This window comes from Rheinheimera nanhaiensis E407-8 (assembly GCF_000296695.1).
Taxonomy (GTDB): Bacteria; Pseudomonadota; Gammaproteobacteria; order Enterobacterales; family Alteromonadaceae; genus Alishewanella; species Alishewanella nanhaiensis.
On the sequence record NZ_BAFK01000006.1, the window covers coordinates 132,892 to 157,700 of the forward strand.

The window sequence follows — 24,809 nt, forward strand, 5'->3', positions numbered from 1 at the left end:
GAGCTTTCTGCTAAAACTTGAGCATTTTTTTTAAAAATCTAGCAAATAGCGGTGCTGGCTTACTGCCAGCACCTGCTTTAGCGGATATAGTCGAATAAGCTAACGCCAGACACCTTAACAAAAGTATTGGATATCGCCTGCAGTGCAATTTCCTGTTTGGTAATTTCGGTTAGTGCTGCGGCGTAATCCACTTCGGATAAGTCAGCACGATAGGCTTTGTTATTGACGGTTAAATCTTCATTGGTGCCAAACACGCTGTCCAGTACATTAACCCTGCCACCAATTGACGATAGAAAACTATCAATGTTGGTGGCTGCAGCGGTCGTTTGTGTCAGTGTATCGCTTATCGCCTCGTTAAATTCAAAAGCCGACAGTGCCGGGTTTTCCAGTGCTGTAATAAACTCGCCAATAGTAGTAAGAATATTTTTTTTCTCTGGCGCCTGCAGCGAGAAATCCACTTGCCCGGGTACTGCGGCTGCCCCACTGATATTAATGGTTAAACCATTAAAGGCAATCGGTGCGTCTGGCGTAAAAGTGCCGGTTACCGGCGGCACCAGTGAAGCGCCATTACGCTGAATTTCATAGGTTGAAGGCGCAGTGAGCACAACACTAAAATCATTGTTGGCCGGTGTTAACGCATCATAGTTTTGCTTGTAATAGGCATCAAACTGACTTTGGTCGGTAACCGATACTTCTGCCGCTGTCGCGCCACCAGCGCTTATTACGGCCGGCGTTGTTTTAAAGCGGGCGTTGACATCTTCAAAGACAAATTTGCCACTGTCGTTGCCCGCCAGGGCAATGGTTGGCGATATCTGCAGCGCTTTTTGACCGTCATCGCCCTGAAACTCGTAAATGCCGGTGGCATTATTCAGGCTGTAGGTTTGCTTTTTGTCCTGGAAACCCGAAAAAATATAACCGCCTTCGGCATTGCGGCTGTTCATCAGATCCAACAGCTCTACCTGAATGTTCTTCAGCTCCTGAGCCACCGCCTTTTTATCTGCTTCGGTATAAGCACCATTGCCCGAGGCGATCGCCAGCACCCGCGCCCGGTCGATGGAGGTGCGCATATTAGTCAGTACGGTTTCTTCCAGTGCCAGGTTGTTTTTTAATAACACACTGTTATTTTGAAACTGCGCTACCTGCTCCAGGTTTTGATCAAGCCCCAGCACTTTGGCTGACGCAGCCGGATCATCAGCCGGCGTTAAAATACGCGTCTGCTTGGTTAACTGGTCCTGCGCCCGGTTCATTTTTTGCTGGGTGGTTAAAATGCCATCCAAGCCGGCATTAAACTTCATATTAAATGATAAACGCATGCTTACCTCGCTGCCGCTAACAGGGTGTCAAACACCGTTTGCGATGTAGAAATAATTCGCGCTGCCGCGGCGTATGTCTGCTGAAAACGCACTAAATTACTGGCCTCTTCATCCAGGCTGACGCCAGATAATGACTCATACCAGGCCGTGGTTTGGTCTAACAAGGCTTTACTGGCTGCTTCATTATTACGCGCCTGATTAGTGCGCTCACCAATCAGGCTGACCATATCGGCATAAGTCTGGTTAAAGTTTACCGCATTGGCGCTATTGGGCGCTGATAACGGATTTAGCCGGGTGGTTTGTGCGGTTTGCAAAGCTGACAGCGCCAAACCATTCCGATTATCGTTAAAACCACCGTCATTAAAGCTGATACTAAAGGTATCGCCAATACTGGGCACGCCAGTGACGGAGAAGTCAAAGCCGACATCAACGCCAGCCTGGGCAAACAGATTCTGGTACTGGTTTGAACCAAAAGCCGCCGTTGCTACCGGATTGCCCAGATTATCGACGATCTCAAAGGTATCACCACCGACATAAGTCATAGTCCAGGGGCCGTTAATTAAACCCGCTGGTGTATCAAAACCATAATCTGGCAGGGTGGCCGGCGTAGTGTCAGTGACTGTTAGCCCTTCAATTTGGGCATTGCCCAGGTTTGCCACAGTAAACTCTGTTCTGACCGGGGCGGCCAGCGCGATATCTTCCGGCCGGGTGGTAGCTAGTTGTAAGGTGCGCGAAGCGGTACTTAAGGGTTTTAATTCAAACTGATCACCCACAGCAGGCGCACCGGTTATGGTAATTTCCAGGCCATACAAATCTCCGGCGGCATCGGCGGAGTTAATGGTTACCGGATAGGCCGCCACCGGCACCACTTTATCTGAGCCAGTGATCACCTCCCCCTTGCTATCAAGCGCCTGGATCCGCACTGCGCCAGCTTCGATAGTCAGTAAAAAATCATTCGGTGGCAAACTGTTACCTTTACCGGGTTCAATCGTCAGGTTAACCGCGCCGGTGCCAGCATTAGAGGCAAAATCAAACCCACTGGTTATTGGCAGCTTAAATAAATCGCCGCCAATTTCGCCGTTTAAATTCATACCCAGCCGGTTTTGCGTATTCATTGCATCGGTCATCGACAGCGCCAACTGGCCTAAGCGGTTTTGCGTGGGTACCAGGATCTCTTCGCGAAATGCCAGCAAACCGCCTATTTTGCCGCCCACTTTGTCAATATCGATATCCCGCTCTACGCTGATACGGTTGGATAACTGCAGTTTCAGGTCGCGCTCGGACGGATCCGGATCGCCCCGCAGCGACACCAGATTAAAATCGCCACGCTCTACCACCAGCGACTGTCCGGTCGCCAGAAACACCAGCTTTTCACCGTTGTCTGCATCCAGGGTGCGTATTTCAACCATTTCGGACAGCTTCTGAATAGCCAGGTCACGTTTATCTAATAAATCCAATGGTATCGGCCGGCTGGCACCGGTGCCAAAAGAGGCGATCTCCAGGTTTAAATTAGCAATTTGCTTTATATAGCCGTTGGTTTCACTGGTATAAATATCCAGCTGCTGATTGACAAAGTTTTCCTGATCCAGCACCAGGCTCGACAGGGTATTAAATTTGTCCAACAGCGCCTGCGAGCTGCCAATAATCAGCTGACGATTGGCCAAAGTGGCAGGCTCGTTATTGGCTATCTGAAATTGTTTAAACAAATCATTAATGCCGGTGGCAATACTGTTAGCCGGGTTAGAGAATAGCGCATCAACCCGGTTGGCTTCGGTAACATATTGCTCGGCAAAACTAAAATTGGACAAGTCACGTCTTAGCTGGCGCTGGGTAAACTCGCTGACCAAACGCTCGGTAGTGCCTTTGCCCACCCCCAACCCCAACACTTGCGACTCAAATTCAGTGCGCTGGCGGGTATAGCCTTCGGTATTAATATTGGCAATGTTATTACTGGTGGTATTGAGCAAAGTGGTGTTGGCCAACACGGCCGACGTGCCTATTCGCAGTAAATTGTCTGACATTGCTCTCTCCGCCTACGCTGCTTTGCTGCGTTAGTTAAGTGGTTAATCGGCCGTTTGCGCGAAATCTTGAGTATCGCCACTGCGTTGCCGCGCGTTTTGCAGCACAGGGCTTTGATACACGGCCATAATTTTTTGCGCATAAGCCGGATCAGTGGCATAACCGGCGGCCTGCAACTGCTCAAAATAGGCTTTGGTGTCGCCACTGGCTTTTATCGCATCCTGATAACGCGGGTTTTGCTGAATAAAGGCAACATAATCCTCAAGGCTTTGCTGTGGGCTTTGGTAAGCGCGAAACCTGGCTTGCTCCTTTTTCGCTACGCCGCCACGGTACTCCAGCGTATCCACCACTGCGGTGTCACCGCGCCAGCCATGATTGGCTTTAATGCCAAACAGGTTAAAACTGTTAGCGCCTTTGGCTGTTTTTATCATGCGCTGACCCCAGCCTGTTTCCAGTGCGGCTTGCGCTACCAGGGCCAGTGGGTCCAGCCCCAGTGCTTTGGCAGTTTGCCGCGCTGCTGGCAGTAAACTTTTGACAAAGTCGGCCGGGCTTTGTACCTGCCACTGCGCCAGCGCAGTCTCTGTTAACTGTTCTGCTGTAGTGGCTGGCGTCGCACTTATCTGTGCAGAGAGAGCGGGCAAGGCGCTATCTGCTGAAGCTGCGCGCACAGCTTTCAGTGCCGGCAAGATCACTTTAGGCATAGCCAGAGCTCTCTCACTTTGTCCTGCCAGCTTATGCTCAACCAGGCTATGGCCATTGGCTGGGCTACTGCCCCCCAGCGCCGGGCTTAATTGCTGCACTAATAAATCGGCCAAGCCTAGGGCGCCTTTTTGCGCTAAATCGGTTGCCAGCTGGCTGTCGTGCATGTCGCGATAGAACTTAGTGGTCTGGCTATTCATCATGCCATCCACTTCAAAGCCGGCATTGGCTTTGCGCATACTGCTTAGCAGCATACTGAAAAAAATCGACTCGAATTGCTCTGCCGCCTGACGCAAGGCGGCTTTTTCATCTTTGCCGGCACTGCTGCGAATTTGCTGCAGGCTGGTTAAGTCATGATAAGACACGTTGTTCGGCGTCAGGCTCATATCAGATCACCACCAACTCGCCATGAATAGCACCGGCTTCTTTGAGCGCTTCCAGTATTGCCATTAAATCGCCCGGTGCTGCGCCCACCGCATTAACGGTGCGCACTAAGTCATCCAGCGTTACACCTGGGTCAAATTTAAACATGCGTGACTGCTCAGGGCTTACATCAATAATAGTGTTTTCTTCGATCGCCGTTTGGCCCTCGGCCAGCACATTGGGCTGCACCACGCGTGGGTTCTCCGCAATAGTTACCGTTAAACCACCGTGCGTTACCGCCGCCGGAAACAACCGCACTTCTTTACCAATCACGATAGTACCGGTGCGCGAATTGATAATAATTTTTGCTGAGTGGTCGCCTGGCTCAAAGCTTAAGTTTTCCAGCGTTGATAGATAAGACACCCGCTGGCTGATATCACGCGGTGCCCTAACCTTTACCGAGGTGGCATCTAACGAATAGGCGGTATCTGGTCCCATAAAGCTGTTTATCGCCTCGGCCAACCGTTTCGACGTCGTAAAGTCAGAGCGTTTCAGGTTAAAAGTAATAAATTCATTTTGCGAAAACGGTGTAATTACCTCGCGCTCAACGATAGCACCATTAGGGATCCGGCCTACCGTTGGCGTATTCACCAGGATACGCGACCCATCTAAGCCTTCAGCGCCCAGGCCACTGACAATCAGGCTGCCTTGAGCTACTGCGTACACATTGCCGTCTAAGCCGGTTAAAAAGGTTTGCATCAGGGTGCCGCCACGCAGGCTTTTCGCACTGCCCACCGACGATACGGTGATATCCACTGTCTGGCCGGGTTTGGCAAAAGCGGGGAGTTCAGCGTGCACCGCCACCGCCGCGACGTTTTTAATTTGCGCTTTCATACCCGCCGGCAAGCTAATGCCAAAGTTACTTAACATGGTACGAAAACTTTGCTCGGTAAACGGGCTTTGTTCGCCAGTGCCTGGCAGACCGACCACTAAACCATAACCTACCAGTTGGTTAGCCCGCACGCCTTCAACATCGGCCACATCTTTAATGCGCGCCGCCTCGGCTGGCAGCACCAGCAACAAGGTAAATATAAGCCATACTTGTTTCATGAGTATTCTCCGGACTAAACCATAATAACAATGGCCACTATTAGAACGGCCACAGGGGGCCATTAAAGAACCGGCTTAACCAACCAGGTGACTGGCCATGATGATGCGCACCAGTACCGCTGTATTCGATGCGGGCATTGGCAATCTTGGTTGATTCTACCGTGTTGTTCACATCCACATCCTGCGAGCGGATAACGCCGGTCAGGCGGATATACTCTTTACCGGTGTTCAGTGTCAGCCATTTTTCACCGCGGATCACCAGGTTACCGTTATTCAGTACCTGCAACACATTCACCGAAATATTGCCGACCAGGCTGTTGCTCTGATCGGCTTTTGAATCGCCTTTATAGTCTGATGTCGAATCGGCGCCAAACTGCAACACATTGCCGGCCACAGAGACATTGCGGCCGCCAAGGCCTATCATCGGCTCAAACGAGGTAGAGCTGTCTTTTTGCATTTCGGTTTTCGCATTCTTACTGGCCTGGGTGCGCTCTTTTAACACCACAGTGATAATGTCACCCTCGTGCCGGGCTTTATTGTCCGAATACAGGCTATTAGAGTGGTTTGCGGCAAACAACGAACCCGACTGCGACAAAGGCCGCGCCGGCGGTTCAGGCTGCAGCGGCGCAAAATAAGGATCGTCCGCCATCGGCTCCTGCACGGCCGCGCAGCCGCCAAACAGCAGCCCACAGGCAACAACAGTAAAAATACGTAACATAAAGCCTCCTGTTACAGCTGCTGAATGGCAAAGCCCAGCATCTGATCGACCGATGAGATCACTTTGGAATTCATCTCATACACGCGCTGGCTTTCAATTAAGCTTACCAGCTCTTCGGTCACATTTACGTTTGACGTTTCCAGCGCGCCCTGCACAATAATGCCCAGCCCTTCCAGCCCCGGAATGCCCTGCACCGGGTCGCCACTGGCACCGGTTTCACGAAACAGATTCTGGCCAATGGGCTCTAAACCGGCCGGATTGATAAAGTTAGTCACGGTAAGCTGCCCCAGTACGGCCGGCTCCCCCTGCCCGGGTAACTGCACCGACACCTGGCCATCTTGCGATACGGTAATGCTTTGCGCATCTGGCGGCACCACTATGTTCGGCTGTACCTGGTAACCGGCGCCTGAGGTCACCAGATTACCTTCATCATCCACCGTGAACTGGCCATTACGGCTGTATGAGATGGTGCCGTCCGGCATTAAAATTTCAAAAAAACCATGGCCCTGGATCATCATATCCAGACTATTGTCAGTCGTGATCATATTGCCCTGGGTGAAGTTTTTCTGTGTCGCTACCACCTTAGTACCGGCGCCTATCATCAGACCATTAGGCAGCTCGGAGTTTTGCGATGAGGCCCCGCCCGGCTGGTTAACATTCTGATACAGTAAATCTTCAAAAATAGCGCGGCTTTTCTTAAAGCCAACGGTGCTGGCATTGGCCAGGTTGTTCGAGATAACCGAAATATCACGCTGTTTCGCGTCTAAACCGGTTTTACTGATCCATAAAGCTGGATGCATAGGTGCCTCCCGGGCCTTGGCCCATTAACGATTCAGGCGTTTAGCCCATTATCCGAAGTAACTGATTTTGCTGGCGATCCATCTCTTCAGCGCTTTTCATCATTTTTACCTGCAGTTCAAACTGGCGCTGCAGGCTGATCATATAAGTCATTTCGCCCACTGCGTTGACATTGCTGCTTTCTATCGCGCCTTTTAGCAGGCTAACGTTGATATCGGCTTCCGCTATCTGGCCATCTTTGCGCCGGAACAAGCCGTCATTGCCTTTTTCCATATCGCGGTTATCCGGCCGCACTAGCTTAATGCGGCCCGCAGGCACTATGGCGTCAGCGGGTGCGCCCTGGGGCAACACGCTAATCGTGCCATCCTGCGCAATTTCTACTTTGGCCAGCGGCACCGGTAGCTGAATAGGGCCATCATCGCCCATCACTGGCAGGCCGCTAGATGTTTCCAGCATGCCTTGCGCCGAAATTTGTAAATTGCCGCCGCGGGTATAGGCTTCATTGCCATCCGGCGCTTGCACGGCAAGCCAACCGTCACCCTGAATAGCCACATCCAGCTCGCGCTCAGTCATGATAATAGAGCCGGCGTCAAAGTTTTGACCGGGCTGCTCGGTTAACGAAAACACCCGGGTGGGTAAACCGGCACCAAATGCCTGCATAGCACGGGCTTGCTCAAAATCAGCTTTAAAGCCAACCGTGCCGGTGTTCGCCAGGTTGTTAGCTCTGACCGCAATACCATTCATGTTTTCTTTAGCGCCACTCATGGCGATATATAACAGATGGTCCATAACATGCTCCGTTACTCGTCTCTGCTAATACACAGCAAGTTTAATGCCAGATAAGCGCCAAAATAGGGATAAAAAAACACCACCCGAAGGTGGTGTTGTGTACGTTTAGCCGCTGAGCAGTTAGCGGATCTGTAGTACCGTTTGCTGTAAGGTGCTATTTACCTCTAGCGCCCGCGAGTTGGCCTGGAAGTTACGTTGCGCGCTAATCAGGTCAACCAGCTCAGTGGTCAGGTTAACGTTTGACTGCTCCAGCGATGAGGCATTAACCGCACCGAAAGTACCTGTATTGGCCTGGCCACCGATAGGCTCGCCTGAAGTAATACTTTGCTTCCAGGAAGTGTTCCCCACTTGCTTTAAGCCCTGCACATTGGCAAAGCGCACCATAGCGACCTGTGATAAATAAGCCGAATCGCCGTTACTGTAGCTGGCCAGTACCCGGCCAAAAGCATCAATATCTACCCCGGTTAAGAAACCAACAGTAGTACCGTCCTGGCTTAAGTTGGTAACATCGAAGGTAGAGGCATATTGGGTAGGTTCACGCACACCGGACGCATCACGGAAATTTACCACCACATCAGTCGCAAACTGCGCACCGTTGGTGAGATAGCCGTTTAGCGGATCATTTAATGCTGCAGCCGGTAATGTTACCGTTTGTGGTGGTGCGGCAGGTACAAAATTACCACTGGAGTCAAACACCAAATTATCACCCTGAATAGGTAACCCGGTTACATCATCCCACACTACCCAGGTTTCCCACTCTGCATTAGCTGGTGGTACCGTTGTCGTTTTACGGAAATAGGTGGTAACAGTGTGGGACTCACCCAAGCTGTCGTAAACCGTGACAGACGTAGAGTGGTTATAGGTAGCCCGGTCTGTAGCATCAAAGGCAATAGCATCCGTTGCCAATTCACGAGAGTCCAGGTTAGCACTTAAGAATATGTTGGTGGTAGCACGTGGCGCACCGGCCGAGGTGGGTATGGCGATAGGCTGAGTCGTGCTTAAACTCACCGACTGGTTTTCACCGGTTACCGGGTCAACGGCAAAACCCTGCAAATAATTGCCGTTGTTATCGACAATAAAGTTGTCTTTGTTCAGTTTAAAAGCACCGGCACGGGTATAGGTTAAGTCCTGCGATTGTCTGTCTGGTGTTAAGGCAAAGAAACCTTCACCGGTAATGGCTAAATCCAGCGAGTTATTGGTAAACTTCAGCGCACCCTGGCTAAATTGCTGCGCCACTGTTGAGGTAGTTACACCGTCACCCACTTTAGTGCGGCCAGAGGCAAAAATCGAGGTGGCGTACACATCGGCAAACTCGGCCCGGGACTCTTTAAAACCAGTGGTGTTGACGTTAGCGATGTTATTCGCGGTTACATCTAAATCTTTCTGTGCTGCGGCTAAACCGCTTAATGCAATAGTAAAACTCATAATTCACCTCAGCTCGCTTAACTATATGAAACTTCTAATACATCACTTAATTTCACGGCACCTAACCCCAACAGGTTAAGCATAATGCCGCCGCCAGTGCCATTCATACTGACACTGCCAACCGGGGTATAAACATTCACCGGCAAGGTGGCCGTTTTGCCGTCGGTGTAGCTAACGTCCACTTTAATTTTATATACTCCGGCCACCACGGCTTCATCGTTGGCGTCAGTGCCATCCCAAACAAAATCGTTTTTGCCGGTTTTGGGGTTCTCTACACTAAAACTGCGTACCAGCTCACCTTTTTCGTTTTCGATACGCACTTTCATCATGGTGGCAGGCTTATCCAGCTCAATATTGCCGCGCGATAGGGTATCACCGGTAAAGACGATATCTTCTGACTGGGTTAATACACTGCGTCCTACCAAGGACGACGCCTGTAATGCCTGGTTTGATGTCATGCTCTCGGCAAAGCCTTTGAAACTCTCGTTTAACGAGCCTATACCATCGGCCATGGTGAAATTGGTCATTTGCGCAATCATTTGATCATTTTCAACCGGCTTGGTCGGGTCCTGATAAGCCAACTGTTGGGTTAACAGCGCAAAGAAATCAGACTGCGTTAAGGCACCATTGTTTTTATCCGGCGTCTTTGTTTCCGGGTTCCAATACATGCCATCAAGGGCAGAATTGTTATTTACATTAGAGGTCATCTCTCAGTCCTTTATGATTGCTGGCCCAAACGCAGCGTACGCATGATCATTTGTTTGGCCGCGTCCGCCGTTTGCACATTGGTTTCATAAGAGCGTGACGCAGAAATCATGTTCGCCATCTCTTCCATAATGTTGATATTGGGCTTATAGATGTAGCCGTTCTCGTCAGCCAACGGATGATTGGGTGCGTACTCAACATTTAATGGCGCATCAGACTCAACAATCCCCAGCACCTTCACGCCAACACTGGCGTCGCCCTGCTGGCGGCGGGCTTCAGATAATTCAGCGGCAAACACCGGATGACGTCCACGGTAGGTTTGCTCAACGCTGCTACTGACGCTGTTGGCATTGGCAATATTACTGGCGGTGGTATTCATCCGCACCGACTGTGCCGTCATGCCGCTACCGGTAATGTCAAAAATGTTATAAGCACTCATGATTATTGTCCTCCACCGGTAATGGCTTTTTTCAAGCCACTAATGCGGGAATTGAGAAAGGTCATACTGGCCTGATATTCCAGGCTGTTTTGCATAAAAGCATTACGTTCGCGGTGGATATCGACACTATTACCATCACCCGTATCGGGCTGGTCCGGATTGCGGAACTGGGTTTCCTGGCGTGATGCGATAGAGATATTGAAATGTTTCTCATCGGTGCGGGCAATATTGCCGCCTTGCCTTGCCCTGGCCTGCTGTAACGCCTGATGAAAATCGATATCTTTGGCTTTGTAACCGGGTGTATCGGCGTTAGCAATGTTTTCTGCTAACACCTGCGCACGCCGATCACGGATCAGCATGGCGTCCGGATGAAGTCCAAAGGCTTTGTCGAAGCTGATTGCCATTTTTTTGCCACCTGTTGTTACCTGATGGCAATCCACCTGCAAAACGCAGGCCAACAATTAAGCAAGTTTGGCTAATTAAGTTTTTTTGCGGTAAATAATGCCGGGATTACAACGCAGCATGTCAAAATCATTGTTTAAACTGGATAGCGACTCAGACGCACCGAGGAACAAATAGCCCTTGGGGTTCAGTGATTGGGCAAACTGGCGGATAATTTTTGCCTTTACGTCGGCAGAAAAGTAGATAAGCACATTGCGACAAAAAATAATGTCAAACTTGCCAAGTAAGGTATAGCTGTCCAGCAGGTTAAGGTGGCGGAAATTGACGTTTTTGCGTACGTTGTCTTTTACCCGCATCATGCCTTTGCCACTGTCTTCAAAAAACTTACTGCGCCGCTCTGGCGATAGCCCACGTGACAACGCCAGACCGTCATATTCTGCGCGCTGACAATGCTCCAGCATAGTATTGGAAATGTCAGTGCCCAAAACATGCACCCCCAAGCTAAAAGCCCCGGGACGGCTTTGCTGATACTCCAGCGCCGTCATCGCTATTGAATACGGCTCCTGCCCGCTAGAACTGGCGGCAGACCATATTTTCACCGTGCGGCAATCTTTTTCCAGCTCAGGAAATATTTGCTTCTTCAGCAGTTCGTAAGGATAAGTGTCTCGAAACCACAGGGTTTCGTTAGTAGTCATCGCATCTATCACCGCGGAGCGCAGCTGACGCTCAAACGGGCTTAGCGTCTTATTTACCAGCTCTGATAACGACGCCACGCCAAAGCGCTGCATTAATGGCGCCAAGCGGCTTTTTACCAGATATTGTTTGTTTTCACCCAATACAATGCCGCACTGCTGCTCCAGAAAATCACGGAACAACACGTATTCTTTATCTTGCAAATCTTTGTTCGGCACAGGTTATCCTTAACGCTTAATCAGCATGCAGCCACTTTTGTACCGACTGTGCCAACTCGTCCGGGTTAAACTTGGCGATAAAATCATCAGCACCCACTTTTTGCACCATTTGCTGGTTAAACACCCCGCTTAGCGAAGTGTGCAAGATGACATGCAGTTTTTTCAGCCGCGGATCTAATTTAATTTCAGCAGTTAAGGTGTAACCGTCCATCTCGGGCATTTCAATGTCTGAAATCAACAGGCCGACTTTTTCTGTTACCGACTCGCTGCAGCTTTTCGCCATATCCTGCAGATAGGTTAGCGCTTCGCGGCCATTGTTTACCAGATGCATTTTTACACCCAAACTCTCCAGTGCCCGTTTCACCTGATTACGCGCCACGGCAGAGTCATCAGCAATCAGAATTAAGCGGTCGCCTAAATCGGTATTAATACTTTGTGTATCTAACTCTTTGGTAATAACTGTGGGAGAGGGCGAAATTTCTTCCAGGATCTTTTCAACATCCAGAATTTCGACCAGTTCTTTATCAATTTCCGTCACCGCGGTCAGGTAACTTTGCTTACCACTGGTGCCTTTGGGCGGGGGTAAAATGGCTTCCCAGTTAATATTGATAATACGTTCAACGGAATTAACCAAAAAGCCCTGCACCGAACGGTTGTACTCGGCAATGATAATAAAGCTGTCTTTGGTGTTTTCTATCGCTTTACCGCCGGTAGCCAAACTTAAATCTATAACCGATATGGTCTGGCCACGAATATGGGCGATTCCGCGCACATATTTATTGCGTTTGGGTATAGCCGTTAACGGCGGGCACTGCAGCACTTCGCGCACTTTAAATACATTAATGCCATAACGCTGACGCCCCACCAGTTTAAACAACAGTAACTCCAGCCGGTTTTGGCCTACTAACTGCGTACGCTGGTTTACTGAGTCTAAAATACCGGCCATCTGCAGCTCCTCTGTGGCTTATCGGATCAATTCTTGCTTGCACCTGTTACCTGACTGGCTTGGGTATGGCAGCGTCAAACTTATGTCGTATGTTATAACCCCTAACCCGTAAAGCATAGCCGAAACCTTATGAAAAAGTACGAAAATTTAGCTAAACAGGCACTTACCATCCTAAGCCTGCTGTGGGCCAGCCAACTGTCGGCACAAAGCCAGCAGTACAGCACTACGGAGCTGACGGAGGCGGCCCATAGCTGGCTGACCCAACAACTGCCAGATGAAACAGCACTGGATGTCGCCATTACGCCGCTGGATAGCCGCATTGGCCGCAAAAGCTGCGCAACACCGCTTGCTTTTAGCCTGTCGCAGCCGCTGACGCAGCGGCAAAATACCATTCAAATTCGCTGTAGCGACAACAACAGCTGGCAACTTTATGTGCCGGTGCGGATTGATGAAATACTCACCGCTGTGGTGCTCAGTCAAAATATTGCTACAGGCAGCCGGCTTACTGCCGATATGGTACAACTGGCAGAGCGCCAGCGCCGTTTTGTCCGCGGTACACCGGTTACCGAGCCAACGCAGGTAATAGGGGCAAAAGCCAAAAAAGCGCTGGCAATGGGACAACTTTTAACCTTGCAGGATCTTTGTCTTGTCTGTAAAGGAGATGTTGTTACAATATCAGTTGCTGACAAGGGTTTAAATGTCGCAGCAACTGGTACAGCACTGTCTGACGGCAGCTTGGGCGATACCATCAGCGTGCAGAATCAGCAGTCCCGGCGCACAATTCAGGTACAGGTAACAGGTGTCGATCGGGTCAGCGTAATTTTTTAAAATTTCGCTAAAGTTTTACTGTTCAATGCCGTTAACCTGAACATAAGGAATGTATTAAGGTGATGAGGTTCTAGCATGGCTATTAATATCAACAACTTGCAAAATCCGACGCAAGTAAAAACTGATAAGGTTGAGCAAAATGCTCAGCGCCAGCAAGCGGCTGTGCAACAAAATGCCAGCCAGGCGGCTAATCAAAAGCAGGACTCGGTGTCTATTACACCGCAAGCCCAGCAGTTTGCTAAATTAACGGAAAAGGCCGGCAACAGCAGCGGCATTGACCAGGAAAAGGTCGATAAAATTAAGCAGGCAATTGCCGAAGGTAAGTACAAAATTAATGTTGAGCAATTGGCCCGGCGCATAGTGCAGTTTGAGAGCGAACTGTTCGGTAAAAAATGACCGCTGACCATGCCATCCTCACCCTGTTAAACCAGCAGCAACAGCACCTGGATGTGCTGTTGTCGCTATTGCGGCAAGAACTTGCCGCCCTTGCCAGCCGCGACATTGAAAGCCTGAACCGTATTACCGGCGAAAAAACAGCGCTCCTTACCCAGCTGCATGACACTGACAATCAACTGGCCGCACAGCCGGCGCTGGCACAGTGCAAACAACAAGATTGGTTTAAACAGCAGGTTGCCCAGCTTGACGAACTGCTGGCGCAATGCAAACGCCATAACGATATTAATCAGCAAACGCTGGAACAAAGCCAGCTAACGCTGGCCCGTTTTAAAACCGAATTATTATCCAGTCGTGGCAAAGCCGGTTTAACTTACACCAGTAAAGGCAAACCGGCCATCGACAATAAAGGCAAAGGCATCAAGGCCTAAGCCAATTGCCGGTAAAACGCTTAGTTATTAATAGTAACGGACGCTCTTCACGGTTTGCCGCGGTTGGCTGTTTTGATACAAATAATACACCTGCTCAAAATCCAGCTCTAACTCGGTAACATAGACATCATCCAGCGCGTAAGTTTTCACCACCCGCGCTCCGGTAATCAGCCCTTTTACCGACGCAGACAACTTATCATCAGACAATACCCTGTCCCGCAGCTGCTCAGAGGCGTCAATTTTTTGGCCATAGACCATTTCGGTAAGTTCACGGTAAGCGTCCAGTTTCGACGCTTTCATCGCCTGTAACATCTTTTGCTGCTGATCGCTGCCCTGCTGAGCACTAATAGAGGCATAACCTACTGCATTAAGCTTAACAAAACGCTCTGGCTTTACCGGCTCATACTCTATTTCACGGTCAAACAGTGTGCTACAGCCGGTCAGTGCTAAACTGCCGGCCAGCAACCAGGCGGTTATACGTGGCATCATCTTGGTCTCCGTTATCCGTCATCTATCGTCTGTCATCTGTTAGTACTGAGCAAAAACTGCGCCAGCATTCAGGCATGTATTTTGCTAACTTCATACTTATCTGGCTTATTGCTTAATAAGGTTGTTATGAAACGCTCAGTAATCGTCACTTTGATGTGTGGCCTTTGTTTTACTGCCGCCGCCGATTGGTTTGAAGCCACCGGCCAGGCCTTGGTAGAGCGCGGCGACACCACTGGCGCCCGGCAAAGTGCTATCGATGATGCGATTAAACGCGCAGCACTGGCGGCCGGCGCGCGCATTAGCAGCAACCAGCAACTGATAAACGGCGTGTTGCAGAACGAGCAGCTGGCTATCGCCAGTGCAGGAGAAATAAAACAGTTGCAGTTAATGTCTGAGCAATTAAACGGCAAAGTGCTTACAGTAACGGTTAGAGTAAATATAGAGCCTCAGCAAAGCGCTTGCGAAGGTAACTTATACCGTAAACCACTGCTACTAAGTGAAATTCGCCTGCAAGCCAGACAAGATGCCATTTATGGGCAATTATTTCAGCTGGGCAGCGATGCAACCACACAGCTGGAGCGCCACCTGCGAGATTACAGCCCGGCTGCGCTGGTAACCCCTGCCGGCCACACGATAGATGACAGCGCACTGGCCTACCCCCATGGCGAACGGCTATTTCAAAGTGGCCAGCAATATCTGCTAAGTGCCACCATTAACGATTTAAGCCTGGGCGAGCAAACCAACCGCTTTTGGCAAAGTGCCGAGAAGCAGCGCTTTTTTGCTATCGATGTCCAGCTGTTCGATATTTTTGAGCAGCGGCTGTTATACCGGCAAGAATACCGCACCAGCGCCGGCTGGCCATACAAAAGTAACAACACCCCGGCCAGCCACAGCCAGGCATTCTGGCTGTTGCCCTATGGCAGCAAAATAGACCGCCTACTGCAGGCCATCGCCGAAGATGTACAACAACAACTACAGTGTCAGCCGCTACTTAGCAGCATAAAGCAAACCGATAACAACCAGATCATGCTGGAACTGGGCACCGACCACGGCCTGCAGTTGGGCGACCAGCTGCAGGTATATCAGCTACAGCGCCACCCGACCACACCGGGTGTTAAACAGCTGCTGCGCGATCCCGTCAGGGTAAGCATCACCAATATCAGCAGCCAGCACGCCTGGGCCACTGAGCCAAAGGCCCGCTTAATCCAACAGATCCGCCAGGGTGATATAGTAAGCGTGCGTAAAATCAGCAGTTATTAAGCCAGCAGCTTGCAAGCCGCTGAGCTTCTGGTAGACTTTTGCGCCGTTGCCCCATAGTTAAATGGATATAACGGCCCCCTCCTAAGGGGCAGTTACAGGTTCGATTCCTGTTGGGGCAGCCATTCCCACACTGTTTTATCCTTTGCTGTTTAGCAGCCAACTTGCATTTTTCGCCATAGCTGTCCATGCTGGCACCTGTTATTAGTAAAACAGGTGACGCTGATGAGTATTGAAAACAACGACACTGAACTTGATTGCGCGGTAGAGCAAGGCTGTGATGCGATTGAGCTTATTATTCAGCCGCGCGAGACCGATTTAGGCGACTTTAAGGTTAAGCGTTTGCTGCCAACGCGGGCGCGCAAAATGGTTGGCCCGTGGATTTTTTTCGACCATATGGGCCCGGCGCAGTTTGGCCCAGGCCAGGGTGTTAATGTCAGGCCGCATCCGCATATTAATCTGGCCACGGTGACTTACCTGTTTGACGGTGAAATTTTGCACCGTGACTCGTTAGGCAGTAAGCAGTGTATTCGCCCGGGCGATATTAACCTGATGGTTGCAGGCGCTGGCATTACCCACTCTGAACGCGAGCGGCCTGAGGTTACCAACTCCGCTCATCGGTTGGATGGGCTACAACTGTGGCTAGCCCTGCCCGTTGCCGATGAAGAAATAGCGCCGGCGTTTTATCACTACCCCGCCAGTGAGATCCCGGCACTAAATGTATCAGGTGTGGCCGTGCGGGTACTGATTGGTGAGGCATACGGCGTGCGCTCACCGGTGAAAACCTTTGCCAACACCTTGTATGTGGAGGCGCAGTTAAGGGCGGGCCAAACCTTAGTGCTGCCTGAGGCGCCAGAGCGCGCCCTATATCTGCTTTCGGGCAGTGTCAGCGCGAAAGACACCGAACTTAAACCGCACTGCATGGCCGTATTTAACGATACACCGAATGTCAGCGTGCGGGCCAATGCCGACAGTCGCCTGGCCATTATTGGTGGTGATAATGTTGGCCCACGCTTTATTAACTGGAATTTTATCTCCAGCCGCAAAGAGCGTATTGAACAGGCCCGGCAGGACTGGGCCGCCGGTCGCTTTGCTAAAGTGGTTGATGATGAGGAGGAGTTTATTCCGCTACCGCCCTGAGTGGTCAGGGCGTTAACAAGTTAGCCTGGGCGGATGCCAGTACAAACTGTGGGATATGGATCTGGGCACTGGCCAGCAGCGCTTTACTCTGCAGATTAACCACCCGGGCATTAACCACTACGCCGGCATTATCCTGTAGCATAGTGCCGGTGAGTACATAAGCAGCCCGCTGCTGTTTATCCAGGTAGGCGCCCCGGCTTAGCGCAATATCGCCCTGCGGAGTAACGCGAATATGGCGGGCTACTTTAATATCTGCCACCACAACACCAAGACGATGCAGTTGAACAAATAAATGCTCAGCCAGCTGATTACCCAGTGCATTACTGTGTGCCAACGCCGTGTCTAACTGCACAAAGGAGCTAATCGCAATTGGCTGTGACGGCGCCTGATATTGCATAGACTGCAGCAGCTGCAGGGCTAAATCGGCGGCGTAGTCACTCAGTGGTTTAGTTGGTTGCATCACGGCGGTATTTGGCGGTAAGTAATTGCCCGCTGCCACCTGAGTAAAGGGCTCAGCCTGTTGCTGACCGGCACGGCCTGGCGCCTGTTGCTCAGCAAAAGGGCTAATAAGCTGACAGCCCGCTACCAGTAAACCTAAGCAAAAAACGCCTGCTATTCTCATTGTTACCTCTGCCATTAACATGTTATGTCTGCATATCGGCAGCGGCTGATCGTTCTTGAGCCAAGCGTGGTTTAACCTTGTTTTAATTGTAATTTGTCATGTCCGGTATTGCTAAGCACAGCGGTTACAACCTGCTGAGGCACAAAAGTGCGCGCCGCTGCTACCACCTGCTTACTGTCAATACGTATTAAGCGGGCATTAACCAGTACACCTTGTTTGTGGGCAGTAAGGGTGCCAGTTACTACAAAGCGGATCGGCTGGCTGCTGCTTAGCTCAGTGAAGTCCCGGCTTAGCGCAAAATCGCCACTGGGCGTTACGCGGATATAGTCTGTTACTTTGTAATCCAGCACTGCTACGCCAAACTTATGTAAATCATACATAATGGCTTCACTTAAATGATTACTCAGCACAGTGCCCTGATCCAGCGCCGTGTCGACGTAAGCAAAATCAGTCACACCCACCATGCCGCCTTCCTGCGCCGAGCGGTGATTCGACATCAGCTCGTGCACTAATACGCGGGAATACTCATTAATCGTCAGCAGCGGCAAGGGTTCATTGGCTGCATGCTGTGACTTCAATGCAAAGGCATCTGTCACACCAGCGCGGCTGTTTTCGTCAGATGCTACTACAGCGCCGGTGGGCGCATAATGCTGGACACAGGCTGTCAGCAACAGTGCAGCCAATAGCAAAGGGATCATTTTCATTCGATTTCTCCTGACTTACTGCGCCGGTATAAGGTATCGCCGCGCTTATCAACCTGCTGCTTTGGCCACAACACATTGGCGGGCACATAACCGCTGGCAGCAGCAAGCACCTGTTTATTCTGCAGCCGGATAAGCCGCACATTCACCAGCCAACCGTCATCCATCTGGGTGTAAGTGCCGGTAAGCAGGGTATCGGCATCAGAAGCAGGATCTATAGCGTCCAGTTGTCTGGACAGTGCCTGCTCGTGATCTGCCGTCAACAACACGTTATTCCGCAGCCGGTAATCGTATACGGTAAGGCCGTGCTGCCTGGCGTGCACCAGCATATTCTCAGCCAGCTGATTAGCCAATTGCCGCTCAGTGCTGTCAGTGTGCGTAAGGCTTAGGCTGTTCACCGGCAAAAACGACGCTACGGCCACACCTTCGGCACGGCCGCGCTGTGCTTCAAGCTGCATAAACAACTGCTCAGATAACTGTGTGGTGTAATGGTGTAACGAGTAGGTGCTAAGCGCTGTCGGCGCCTGCTGTACCACCGGCCTTACCTGATGTGTACAGGCGCTGAGTAACCCCAGCACCAGTAACCAAAGCATGGCTTTCATATGCAACCTCTGCGTGCAAGCTATTAATAACGCTAATCAGCTGCAAAATACAGGCCAAAACAGATGCTGGCCTTTTGACGCTATATCGCCACCGGCGCTTTAATATGCGGGTGCGCCTGATAATTCAGCAAGGTAAAGTCTTCATAGGTAAAGCTGAAAATATCTTTTACCGCCGGATTTAACTGCATTTGTGGTAGCGGATAAGGTGTACGTGCCAACTGAGTATTTACTTGCTCAAGGTGGTTTAAATACAAATGCGCATCGCCAAAGGTGTGCACAAAGTCACCAGGCGCTAAGTCACACACCTGGGCCACCATCAGGGTTAACAGTGCATAGCTGGCAATGTTAAACGGCACGCCTAAGAAAATGTCGGCGCTGCGCTGGTACAGCTGACAGGATAATTTGCCATCGTTGACATAAAACTGGAACAGCGTATGACAAGGTGGCAGTGCTTGTTTGCCTAAAGCCGCGTTGTCGCGCGGTGACATTGAGGTGTCAGGCAGCAGTGCCGGGTTCCAGGCGCTGACGATTAAGCGGCGCGAGTCCGGTGTGCGTTTAATGTCGCTGATAAGCTGGCTTATCTGGTCTATCACGCGGCCATCCGCTGCTTGCCAGCTGCGCCATTGGGCGCCATACACCGGGCCTAAGTCACCGTCTGCGGTGGCCCACTCATCCCAAATCGACACGCCGTTGTCTTTTAAATAACCAATATTGGTGTCACCTTTTAAAAACCATAGCAGCTCATGAATAATAGAGCGCATATGGCACTTTTTCGTCGTCACCAGCGGAAAGCCCTGCTGCAGGTTAAAGCGCATCTGATAACCAAAGACGCTGATGGTGCCGGTGCCGGTGCGGTCCGTTTTTTTGTGGCCATGCTCCAGCACATGACGCATTAAATCCAGATATTGCTGCATGCTCAGGCTCTCTGTTTGTTCTGTTTGTTTTGCTTAGCGGCCTGCTGCCGGGTTAGGTTGGCATAAATAATCAGGCCGATACCGGCAATAATCATTGGCAGCGATAACCACTGTCCCATCGACATGCCAGCGGATAACAGGCCCAGATGGGCATCAGGTTCACGATAAAATTCAACAAAAAAACGGGCACTGCCATAACCGGCTAAAAATAACCCGCCCAGGCTGCCAGCCGGTGGGTTAAAGCGGCGGTACAGCATAATTAATGCAAACAGTACTATGCCCTCCAGGGCAAACTCATACAGTTGTGACGGGTGGCGCGGCAAAGGCCCGGCGCCGGGAAACAGCACTGCCCAGGGCACATCCGTTGGCCGGCCCCACAGCTCAGCATTAATAAAATTACCCAGCCGCCCGGCAGCCAGACCCAAGGGGATTAACGGCGCCACAAAATCACCCAGCACCAGATAGGCCTTGTTATTGCGTTTGGCAAACCAGGCCATCGCCAACAACACTCCCAGCAAGCCGCCATGAAATGACATGCCACCGGTCCAGATTTTAACTAAATACAAAGGCTCAGCTAAAAACAGCTCAAACTGATAAAACAGCACATAACCAAGGCGCCCGCCTAAAATTACGCCTAAAAAACCGACAAATAACAGATCGCTGACTTGCTGCTCTGTCCAACCAGAGCCGGGCTTTTTCGCCGCCCGGTTAGCTAAAAACCAGGCCAGAGCAAAAGCAATCAGATACATCAGACCATACCAGCGCAAACTGACCGGCCCCAGCGAGAAAATCACCGGGTCAATTTGTGGAAAGGTTATATAAGCAGCAGACATAATTTCCCTTAACTTAGAATCATTCTGGCACCCACCAGCAACAGGAAGACACCAAATACCCGTTTAATCATCAGCACTGGCAGACGCTGCGCCAGCTTAGCGCCAACAGGCGCGGTAAATACCGACGTAGACACTATACCCAGCAGCGCCGGCAGGTAAATGTAACCAATAAAGCCATCGGACAGCTGATAATGCTGCCAGCCGGCGATAACATAACCCAAGGTGCCAAACACCGCTATGGCAATACCACTGGCTGCTGCACAGCCAATAGCCCGGCGCATATCAACAGAGAAATAGTTCAGCACCGGCACAAAGAGCGCGCCGCCGCCAATACCAAGCAAACTGGCCAGGCCGCCAAGCAAAGCCGATACTGCTGCCAGTATTGGACCTTTGGGCAAGCTTCTTTTACCCACTGCACTGCGTGAGCCCAACATACGCAGCGCCAACAACAGCACAGCGGCGCCAAAAATATCTTTAAGTAAAGCCCCGCTGATATGGTGCGCCAGATAGCCAACACACCAGGCGCCGATAGCTGCACCTAACATAACCGCTCCGGCAATAGACCAGGGCACATTACCCCAACGATGATGCGCGTATACCGACGAAGTAGCCGTAATAATGATAGAGGCCAGCGAGGTGGCAATAGCGATTAAGATGGCTTGCTCTGCGGGCACTATATTAAACAGCGGCAGTAATATCACCAGCGCCGGCACAACCACCAGGCCGCCACCAATACCCAGCAAACCGGCCAAAAAGCCAACCAGGGCACCTAAAATAAGGGTTATAGCGATAATGCTAAGCACAAAGTTCTCGTTATAGGTTCAGGCCACGCAGTATAACAGCTGCTGGCAAACCAGACAGCCCGTTATGCACGTAATTGGCTCAGAAGTTGTTTTTGCTCTAAAAAGCGCTGCGTGGTTAACCGTACCTGACGCGCAGACTGGCACGATAACACCTCGGGCAACAATAGTGCCAGCTCAGACATTTCTACCCGGCGCAGCAACCATTTTATTTTCGCCAGGTTACTGCTGTTCATACTAAAACTGTTGTAGCCCATCGCCGCCAGCAACAATACACCAGAGGGCTCCCCCGCCAGCTCGCCACACACACTAATGGGAAACTGCAGAGCCTGCGCCTGCTGTGCCAACTGATGCAGTGCTCTGAGTACCGCCGGATGCATAGCGTCATACAAACCGGCAACCCTGGGGTTGTTGCGATCGACGGCCAGCAAATACTGGGTTAAGTCGTTAGTGCCGATTGAACAAAAATCCACCTTCAGTGCCAGCTCAGGTAACTGATACATGATGGATGGCACTTCAATCATCACCCCCACTTTGGGCTTTGGCATCTCTATCGCCAGCTCGTCGCTGACTTCAAAACAGGCTTGCTTAATCAGCCGTACCGATTCATCGACTTCCGCCAAATCGGCAATCATCGGCAGTAAAATATGCAGATTATCCAGCGCCAGATTGGCTTTTAACATGGCACGGATTTGCACCAGAAAAATCTCCGGATGATCCAAGGTTAAACGGATACCACGCCAGCCCAAAAACGGGTTTTCTTCCACAATGCTAAAATACGGCAGTGCTTTATCACCGCCGACATCCAGCGTACGCATAATCACCGGTTTATCCGGATAGCTTTCCAACACACGCCGGTACAGGCTTATTTGCTCCTGCTCGGTGGGAAAGCGGCTACGCATAATAAATGGAAACTCGGTGCGGTACAGGCCGACACCGCCGGTATATTTCGGATCGGTGGTTTCCAGCTCTATTGCCAGGCCTGAGTTAACCATCAGGCTGAAGTGAGCACCACAGGCTGATTGCGATGGCAAGGCAATTTCAGCCTGATAACGGGCACTGAGGGCCGCATCTTCACTTATAAGCCGCTGATATTCCTGACAGATGGCCTCAACCGGCGACAACAAAATATGGCCCTGATAGCCATCAACAATTAAGCGCTGGCCCTGCCAGTGCAGCAGTGGCAACTCATTGACGCCCATCACAGCTGGGATACCCAGCGCCCGCGCCATAATAGCCGCATGCGAGTTAACCGAGCCTTTTAACGACACTATCGCCACCAGCTGTTCACGGGGCACTTCCGCCAGCATGGTCGCCGTCACGTTATCGGCCACCAGTACCACTTTTTCCGGCAGCTTAATTTTACGCTGTTCAGTATCCAGCAAGTTGTTCAATACCCGCTGGCCCAGATCGCGGATATCGGTACCGCGCTCACGTAAATAAGCATCGTCCATATCATCAAACTGGCGGGCAAACTTCTCCACCACCCGCTTTAACGCACTTTTGGCACACCAGCCCTCGGCAATCTGCTGCTCAATTTCGCGGCCTAAACTGGCCGCATCCAGCAATTGGTGGTACACATCGAAAATGGCCAGCGCATCGGCAGGCAAATGCCCGCTCATCCGCTCCGCTAAACGGTTAAACTCGGCTTTGGTGATCTTGACCGCGCGGTAAAAATGCGCCAGCTCTTTTTCTGCATCATCAGCGCGTTTTAATGAGATGGCGTTAAAATCATTGGCTGGTTCAAGCACCACGGCTTCACCAATGGCAATACCCGGCGCGCCGGGTAAGCCCTGCAGCTGACCAGTCTGGTTTTGGCTGGGACTACTTTCACTGGCTGCCTGACGCATCTCGGCGTTAGCCAGCACTGATGCCAACTGAGCCCCCAGGGTCACTAAAAACGATTCTTCATCTTCATTAAACACCCGATCGGCCGCTTGCTGAATGGTTAATACCCCCAGCACTTTACGGTGGTGAATAATGGGACAACCTAAAAAGGCTGAGAAGCGGTCCTCACTGACTTCAGGGGTGACTTTAAAACGGGGGTGCAGATGGGCTTTGGCCAGGTTAATCGGCTCTTCACGCTGGCCCACCCAACCAATCAGGCCTTCAGAGAAACCAATGGCGACTTTACCGACAGCTTCAGGGTTTAGCCCATCGGTGGCCATCAGCATAAAATGCTGCTGTGAATAGTCAGCCAGATACACTGAGCAACACTCGGTTGCCAGTGCCTGTTTTACACTACTCACTAAGCCAGCTAACGCATTATGCAGCACTGGCTCTTGTGCTACGTCCTGAACAATTCGCCTTAACTGGCCTAACATAAGAGCCTCATTATCAGTTTAGCTAATTGCCTAAGCTGTTGTTCTAAACTTTCTTTTTCCCTTCACGGCGGATAAACGGCAAAGCGACTGGGGCAAACTCTTTCATGACTTTCCGGTAAACTTCGCGCTTAAACGCAACCACCTGCCGTACCGGATACCAGTAGCTGACCCAGCGCCAGCTATCAAACTCCGGGTGAGTGGTTTTTAATAAGTTTACATCTTCATCAGCACAGGTCAGCCGCAACAAAAACCACTTTTGCTTCTGGCCAATACACACCGGGTTGCTGTCTTTGCGGATCAAACGTTTAGGTAACTTATACCTTAACCAGTGCTTAGTCGTGGCAATAATTTCCACGTCTGCAGCGGTCAGGCCAACCTCTTCGTGTAACTCGCGGTACATGGCTTGCTCTGGTGTTTCACCATCGTCAATGCCACCCTGTGGATATTGCCAGGAATGCTGACCATATCGTTTTGCCCAAAACACCTGTCCCTGGTGGTTACAAATCACTATGCCGACATTGGCGCGAAACCCTTCGGCATCGATCACACAAACCTCTGGCGGATCTTAAAACACTAATGACAAAGATTCTTTCATAAAGTAGAAGCTTCGGCAAACGGTATTTTCAGCACACCTTGTACAGACTTATCCACAATCAACATTAAACATCGACAATTAATGTGCACTTTTTCACAGACTCTGTGAGTAAAACTGTTTATAAGCACAGGTTAAACACTGTATAACTGTTAAGGCAGCAGCGCAGCAAGGCAAGCATTAAAAATAAAAACATTTAACATCAATGCCTTAATCGTAATACGCTGATTGCAATCTGCTTTTTTT

General features: G+C 50.8%; 27 protein-coding genes and 1 tRNA gene. 6 read left to right on the forward strand and 22 right to left on the reverse strand.

Features of this window, described 5'->3' with window-relative positions; genetic code table 11:
- Positions 1 to 77: 77 nt before the first annotated feature.
- The 13 genes from flgL to RNAN_RS06920 all read right to left on the reverse strand — a co-directional run bounded on the left by flgL (position 78) and on the right by RNAN_RS06920 (position 12,637).
- The gene (gene flgL, locus RNAN_RS06860) at positions 78 to 1,313 is read right to left on the reverse strand and encodes a flagellar hook-associated protein FlgL (protein WP_008220159.1); all 1,236 of its coding nucleotides are present in this window, start codon (positions 1,311 to 1,313) and stop codon (positions 78 to 80) included.
- Positions 1,314 to 1,315: 2 nt separating this feature from the next.
- Positions 1,316 to 3,334, reverse strand: a complete 2,019-nt coding sequence (flgK, locus tag RNAN_RS06865) for a flagellar hook-associated protein FlgK (RefSeq protein WP_008220160.1) — start codon at positions 3,332 to 3,334, stop codon at positions 1,316 to 1,318.
- Between the two features lie 42 nt (positions 3,335 to 3,376).
- A complete protein-coding gene (gene flgJ / locus RNAN_RS06870; protein WP_008220161.1) occupies positions 3,377 to 4,417 on the reverse strand; it encodes a flagellar assembly peptidoglycan hydrolase FlgJ in 1,041 nt (346 codons plus the stop codon).
- Between the two features lies 1 nt (position 4,418).
- Complete coding sequence (locus tag RNAN_RS06875; protein ID WP_008220162.1) at positions 4,419 to 5,504, reverse strand: flagellar basal body P-ring protein FlgI; 1,086 nt, start codon at positions 5,502 to 5,504, stop codon at positions 4,419 to 4,421.
- 40 nt (positions 5,505 to 5,544) lie between these two features.
- Positions 5,545 to 6,222 carry a flagellar basal body L-ring protein FlgH gene (gene flgH / locus RNAN_RS06880; RefSeq protein WP_008220163.1) on the reverse strand — a complete coding sequence of 226 codons (678 nt, stop codon included), beginning with the start codon at positions 6,220 to 6,222 and terminating at the stop codon, positions 5,545 to 5,547.
- Between the two features lie 11 nt (positions 6,223 to 6,233).
- A complete protein-coding gene (gene flgG / locus RNAN_RS06885) occupies positions 6,234 to 7,022 on the reverse strand; it encodes a flagellar basal-body rod protein FlgG (protein WP_008220164.1) in 789 nt (262 codons plus the stop codon).
- Between the two features lie 40 nt (positions 7,023 to 7,062).
- The gene (gene flgF, locus RNAN_RS06890) at positions 7,063 to 7,809 is read right to left on the reverse strand and encodes a flagellar basal-body rod protein FlgF (protein WP_008220165.1); all 747 of its coding nucleotides are present in this window, start codon (positions 7,807 to 7,809) and stop codon (positions 7,063 to 7,065) included.
- A gap of 120 nt (positions 7,810 to 7,929) precedes the next feature.
- Positions 7,930 to 9,234, reverse strand: coding sequence for a flagellar hook protein FlgE (flgE, locus tag RNAN_RS06895; protein ID WP_008220166.1), 1,305 nt, complete (start codon positions 9,232 to 9,234; stop codon positions 7,930 to 7,932).
- 17 nt (positions 9,235 to 9,251) lie between these two features.
- Positions 9,252 to 9,941, reverse strand: a complete 690-nt coding sequence (locus RNAN_RS06900; protein ID WP_008220167.1) for a flagellar hook assembly protein FlgD — start codon at positions 9,939 to 9,941, stop codon at positions 9,252 to 9,254.
- An 11-nt stretch (positions 9,942 to 9,952) separates the two neighbouring features.
- Positions 9,953 to 10,378 (reverse strand): flagellar basal body rod protein FlgC, encoded by a 426-nt coding sequence (gene flgC, locus RNAN_RS06905; protein WP_008220168.1) that lies wholly within the window; start codon positions 10,376 to 10,378, stop codon positions 9,953 to 9,955.
- Positions 10,379 to 10,380: 2 nt separating this feature from the next.
- A complete protein-coding gene (gene flgB, locus RNAN_RS06910) occupies positions 10,381 to 10,782 on the reverse strand; it encodes a flagellar basal body rod protein FlgB (RefSeq protein WP_008220170.1) in 402 nt (133 codons plus the stop codon).
- 75 nt (positions 10,783 to 10,857) lie between these two features.
- Complete coding sequence (locus tag RNAN_RS06915) at positions 10,858 to 11,691, reverse strand: CheR family methyltransferase (RefSeq protein WP_008220171.1); 834 nt, start codon at positions 11,689 to 11,691, stop codon at positions 10,858 to 10,860.
- 16 nt (positions 11,692 to 11,707) lie between these two features.
- A complete protein-coding gene (locus RNAN_RS06920) occupies positions 11,708 to 12,637 on the reverse strand; it encodes a chemotaxis protein CheV (RefSeq protein ID WP_008220173.1) in 930 nt (309 codons plus the stop codon).
- A 129-nt stretch (positions 12,638 to 12,766) separates the two neighbouring features.
- Here RNAN_RS06920 and flgA point away from each other — a divergent pair, with 129 nt between their 5' ends.
- From flgA to RNAN_RS06935, 3 genes are all read left to right on the forward strand, one after another.
- Complete coding sequence (gene flgA / locus RNAN_RS06925; protein ID WP_008220175.1) at positions 12,767 to 13,465, forward strand: flagellar basal body P-ring formation chaperone FlgA; 699 nt, start codon at positions 12,767 to 12,769, stop codon at positions 13,463 to 13,465.
- Positions 13,466 to 13,540: 75 nt separating this feature from the next.
- Positions 13,541 to 13,861, forward strand: a complete 321-nt coding sequence (gene flgM / locus RNAN_RS06930; protein WP_008220177.1) for a flagellar biosynthesis anti-sigma factor FlgM — start codon at positions 13,541 to 13,543, stop codon at positions 13,859 to 13,861.
- The gene (locus RNAN_RS06935; protein ID WP_008220179.1) at positions 13,858 to 14,289 is read left to right on the forward strand and encodes a flagellar protein FlgN; all 432 of its coding nucleotides are present in this window, start codon (positions 13,858 to 13,860) and stop codon (positions 14,287 to 14,289) included. The genes flgM and RNAN_RS06935 overlap by 4 nt, the downstream gene beginning before the upstream one ends.
- Before the next feature lie 27 nt (positions 14,290 to 14,316).
- Here the strand turns inward: RNAN_RS06935 and RNAN_RS06940 are convergent, their stop codons facing one another.
- Entirely contained in the window at positions 14,317 to 14,778 is a 462-nt protein-coding gene (locus RNAN_RS06940) for an LPP20 family lipoprotein (protein ID WP_008220180.1), read from the reverse strand.
- 126 nt (positions 14,779 to 14,904) lie between these two features.
- Between RNAN_RS06940 and RNAN_RS06945 the strand changes: the two genes are divergently transcribed.
- The 3 genes from RNAN_RS06945 to RNAN_RS06955 all read left to right on the forward strand — a co-directional run bounded on the left by RNAN_RS06945 (position 14,905) and on the right by RNAN_RS06955 (position 17,175).
- Positions 14,905 to 16,038, forward strand: a complete 1,134-nt coding sequence (locus RNAN_RS06945) for a flagellar assembly protein T N-terminal domain-containing protein (protein ID WP_008220182.1) — start codon at positions 14,905 to 14,907, stop codon at positions 16,036 to 16,038.
- A 47-nt stretch (positions 16,039 to 16,085) separates the two neighbouring features.
- A tRNA-Arg gene (locus RNAN_RS06950) sits at positions 16,086 to 16,160 on the forward strand.
- 100 nt (positions 16,161 to 16,260) lie between these two features.
- On the forward strand, positions 16,261 to 17,175 hold the full coding sequence (locus RNAN_RS06955; RefSeq protein WP_008220184.1) for a pirin family protein: 915 nt from the start codon (positions 16,261 to 16,263) through the stop codon (positions 17,173 to 17,175).
- Positions 17,176 to 17,179: 4 nt separating this feature from the next.
- On the opposite strand, the gene RNAN_RS06960 is transcribed toward RNAN_RS06955, so the two are convergent.
- The 8 genes from RNAN_RS06960 to rppH form a co-directional block, all read right to left on the reverse strand.
- The gene (locus RNAN_RS06960) at positions 17,180 to 17,797 is read right to left on the reverse strand and encodes a FlgO family outer membrane protein (protein WP_148275673.1); all 618 of its coding nucleotides are present in this window, start codon (positions 17,795 to 17,797) and stop codon (positions 17,180 to 17,182) included.
- A 71-nt stretch (positions 17,798 to 17,868) separates the two neighbouring features.
- The gene (locus RNAN_RS06965) at positions 17,869 to 18,501 is read right to left on the reverse strand and encodes a FlgO family outer membrane protein (protein ID WP_008220188.1); all 633 of its coding nucleotides are present in this window, start codon (positions 18,499 to 18,501) and stop codon (positions 17,869 to 17,871) included.
- Complete coding sequence (locus tag RNAN_RS06970) at positions 18,498 to 19,100, reverse strand: FlgO family outer membrane protein (protein WP_008220189.1); 603 nt, start codon at positions 19,098 to 19,100, stop codon at positions 18,498 to 18,500. The genes RNAN_RS06965 and RNAN_RS06970 overlap by 4 nt, the downstream gene beginning before the upstream one ends.
- Before the next feature lie 80 nt (positions 19,101 to 19,180).
- Entirely contained in the window at positions 19,181 to 20,014 is an 834-nt protein-coding gene (locus RNAN_RS06975) for a thymidylate synthase (protein ID WP_008220192.1), read from the reverse strand.
- Positions 20,015 to 20,016: 2 nt separating this feature from the next.
- A complete protein-coding gene (lgt, locus tag RNAN_RS06980; protein WP_008220194.1) occupies positions 20,017 to 20,847 on the reverse strand; it encodes a prolipoprotein diacylglyceryl transferase in 831 nt (276 codons plus the stop codon).
- A gap of 8 nt (positions 20,848 to 20,855) precedes the next feature.
- The gene (locus RNAN_RS06985; RefSeq protein WP_008220196.1) at positions 20,856 to 21,650 is read right to left on the reverse strand and encodes a sulfite exporter TauE/SafE family protein; all 795 of its coding nucleotides are present in this window, start codon (positions 21,648 to 21,650) and stop codon (positions 20,856 to 20,858) included.
- 62 nt (positions 21,651 to 21,712) lie between these two features.
- On the reverse strand, positions 21,713 to 23,971 hold the full coding sequence (gene ptsP / locus RNAN_RS06990; RefSeq protein ID WP_008220198.1) for a phosphoenolpyruvate--protein phosphotransferase: 2,259 nt from the start codon (positions 23,969 to 23,971) through the stop codon (positions 21,713 to 21,715).
- Positions 23,972 to 24,014: 43 nt separating this feature from the next.
- Complete coding sequence (gene rppH, locus RNAN_RS06995; protein WP_008220200.1) at positions 24,015 to 24,518, reverse strand: RNA pyrophosphohydrolase; 504 nt, start codon at positions 24,516 to 24,518, stop codon at positions 24,015 to 24,017.
- Positions 24,519 to 24,809: the final 291 nt, after the last annotated feature.

Bases quoted from the DNA above. Each gene is read 5' to 3' on its own strand.
- RNAN_RS06965 (WP_008220188.1), bottom strand. From the start codon at position 18,501: ATGAAAATGATCCCTTTGCTATTGGCTGCACTGTTGCTGACAGCCTGT.
- RNAN_RS06935 (WP_008220179.1), top strand. From the start codon at position 13,858: ATGACCGCTGACCATGCCATCCTCACCCTGTTAAACCAGCAGCAACAG.
- flgJ (WP_008220161.1), bottom strand. From the start codon at position 4,417: ATGAGCCTGACGCCGAACAACGTGTCTTATCATGACTTAACCAGCCTG.
- ptsP (WP_008220198.1), bottom strand. From the start codon at position 23,971: ATGTTAGGCCAGTTAAGGCGAATTGTTCAGGACGTAGCACAAGAGCCA.
- RNAN_RS06945 (WP_008220182.1), top strand. From the start codon at position 14,905: ATGAAACGCTCAGTAATCGTCACTTTGATGTGTGGCCTTTGTTTTACT.
- flgK (WP_008220160.1), bottom strand. From the start codon at position 3,334: ATGTCAGACAATTTACTGCGAATAGGCACGTCGGCCGTGTTGGCCAAC.
- RNAN_RS06940 (WP_008220180.1), bottom strand. From the start codon at position 14,778: ATGATGCCACGTATAACCGCCTGGTTGCTGGCCGGCAGTTTAGCACTG.
- RNAN_RS06955 (WP_008220184.1), top strand. From the start codon at position 16,261: ATGAGTATTGAAAACAACGACACTGAACTTGATTGCGCGGTAGAGCAA.
- flgA (WP_008220175.1), top strand. From the start codon at position 12,767: ATGAAAAAGTACGAAAATTTAGCTAAACAGGCACTTACCATCCTAAGC.
- flgL (WP_008220159.1), bottom strand. From the start codon at position 1,313: ATGCGTTTATCATTTAATATGAAGTTTAATGCCGGCTTGGATGGCATT.
- RNAN_RS06970 (WP_008220189.1), bottom strand. From the start codon at position 19,100: ATGAAAGCCATGCTTTGGTTACTGGTGCTGGGGTTACTCAGCGCCTGT.
- flgC (WP_008220168.1), bottom strand. From the start codon at position 10,378: ATGAGTGCTTATAACATTTTTGACATTACCGGTAGCGGCATGACGGCA.
- flgM (WP_008220177.1), top strand. From the start codon at position 13,541: ATGGCTATTAATATCAACAACTTGCAAAATCCGACGCAAGTAAAAACT.
- flgB (WP_008220170.1), bottom strand. From the start codon at position 10,782: ATGGCAATCAGCTTCGACAAAGCCTTTGGACTTCATCCGGACGCCATG.
- RNAN_RS06975 (WP_008220192.1), bottom strand. From the start codon at position 20,014: ATGCAGCAATATCTGGATTTAATGCGTCATGTGCTGGAGCATGGCCAC.
- RNAN_RS06875 (WP_008220162.1), bottom strand. From the start codon at position 5,504: ATGAAACAAGTATGGCTTATATTTACCTTGTTGCTGGTGCTGCCAGCC.
- flgG (WP_008220164.1), bottom strand. From the start codon at position 7,022: ATGCATCCAGCTTTATGGATCAGTAAAACCGGTTTAGACGCGAAACAG.
- RNAN_RS06900 (WP_008220167.1), bottom strand. From the start codon at position 9,941: ATGACCTCTAATGTAAATAACAATTCTGCCCTTGATGGCATGTATTGG.
- RNAN_RS06920 (WP_008220173.1), bottom strand. From the start codon at position 12,637: ATGGCCGGTATTTTAGACTCAGTAAACCAGCGTACGCAGTTAGTAGGC.
- flgF (WP_008220165.1), bottom strand. From the start codon at position 7,809: ATGGACCATCTGTTATATATCGCCATGAGTGGCGCTAAAGAAAACATG.
- RNAN_RS06960 (WP_148275673.1), bottom strand. From the start codon at position 17,797: ATGAGAATAGCAGGCGTTTTTTGCTTAGGTTTACTGGTAGCGGGCTGT.
- flgE (WP_008220166.1), bottom strand. From the start codon at position 9,234: ATGAGTTTTACTATTGCATTAAGCGGTTTAGCCGCAGCACAGAAAGAT.
- flgH (WP_008220163.1), bottom strand. From the start codon at position 6,222: ATGTTACGTATTTTTACTGTTGTTGCCTGTGGGCTGCTGTTTGGCGGC.
- lgt (WP_008220194.1), bottom strand. From the start codon at position 20,847: ATGTCTGCTGCTTATATAACCTTTCCACAAATTGACCCGGTGATTTTC.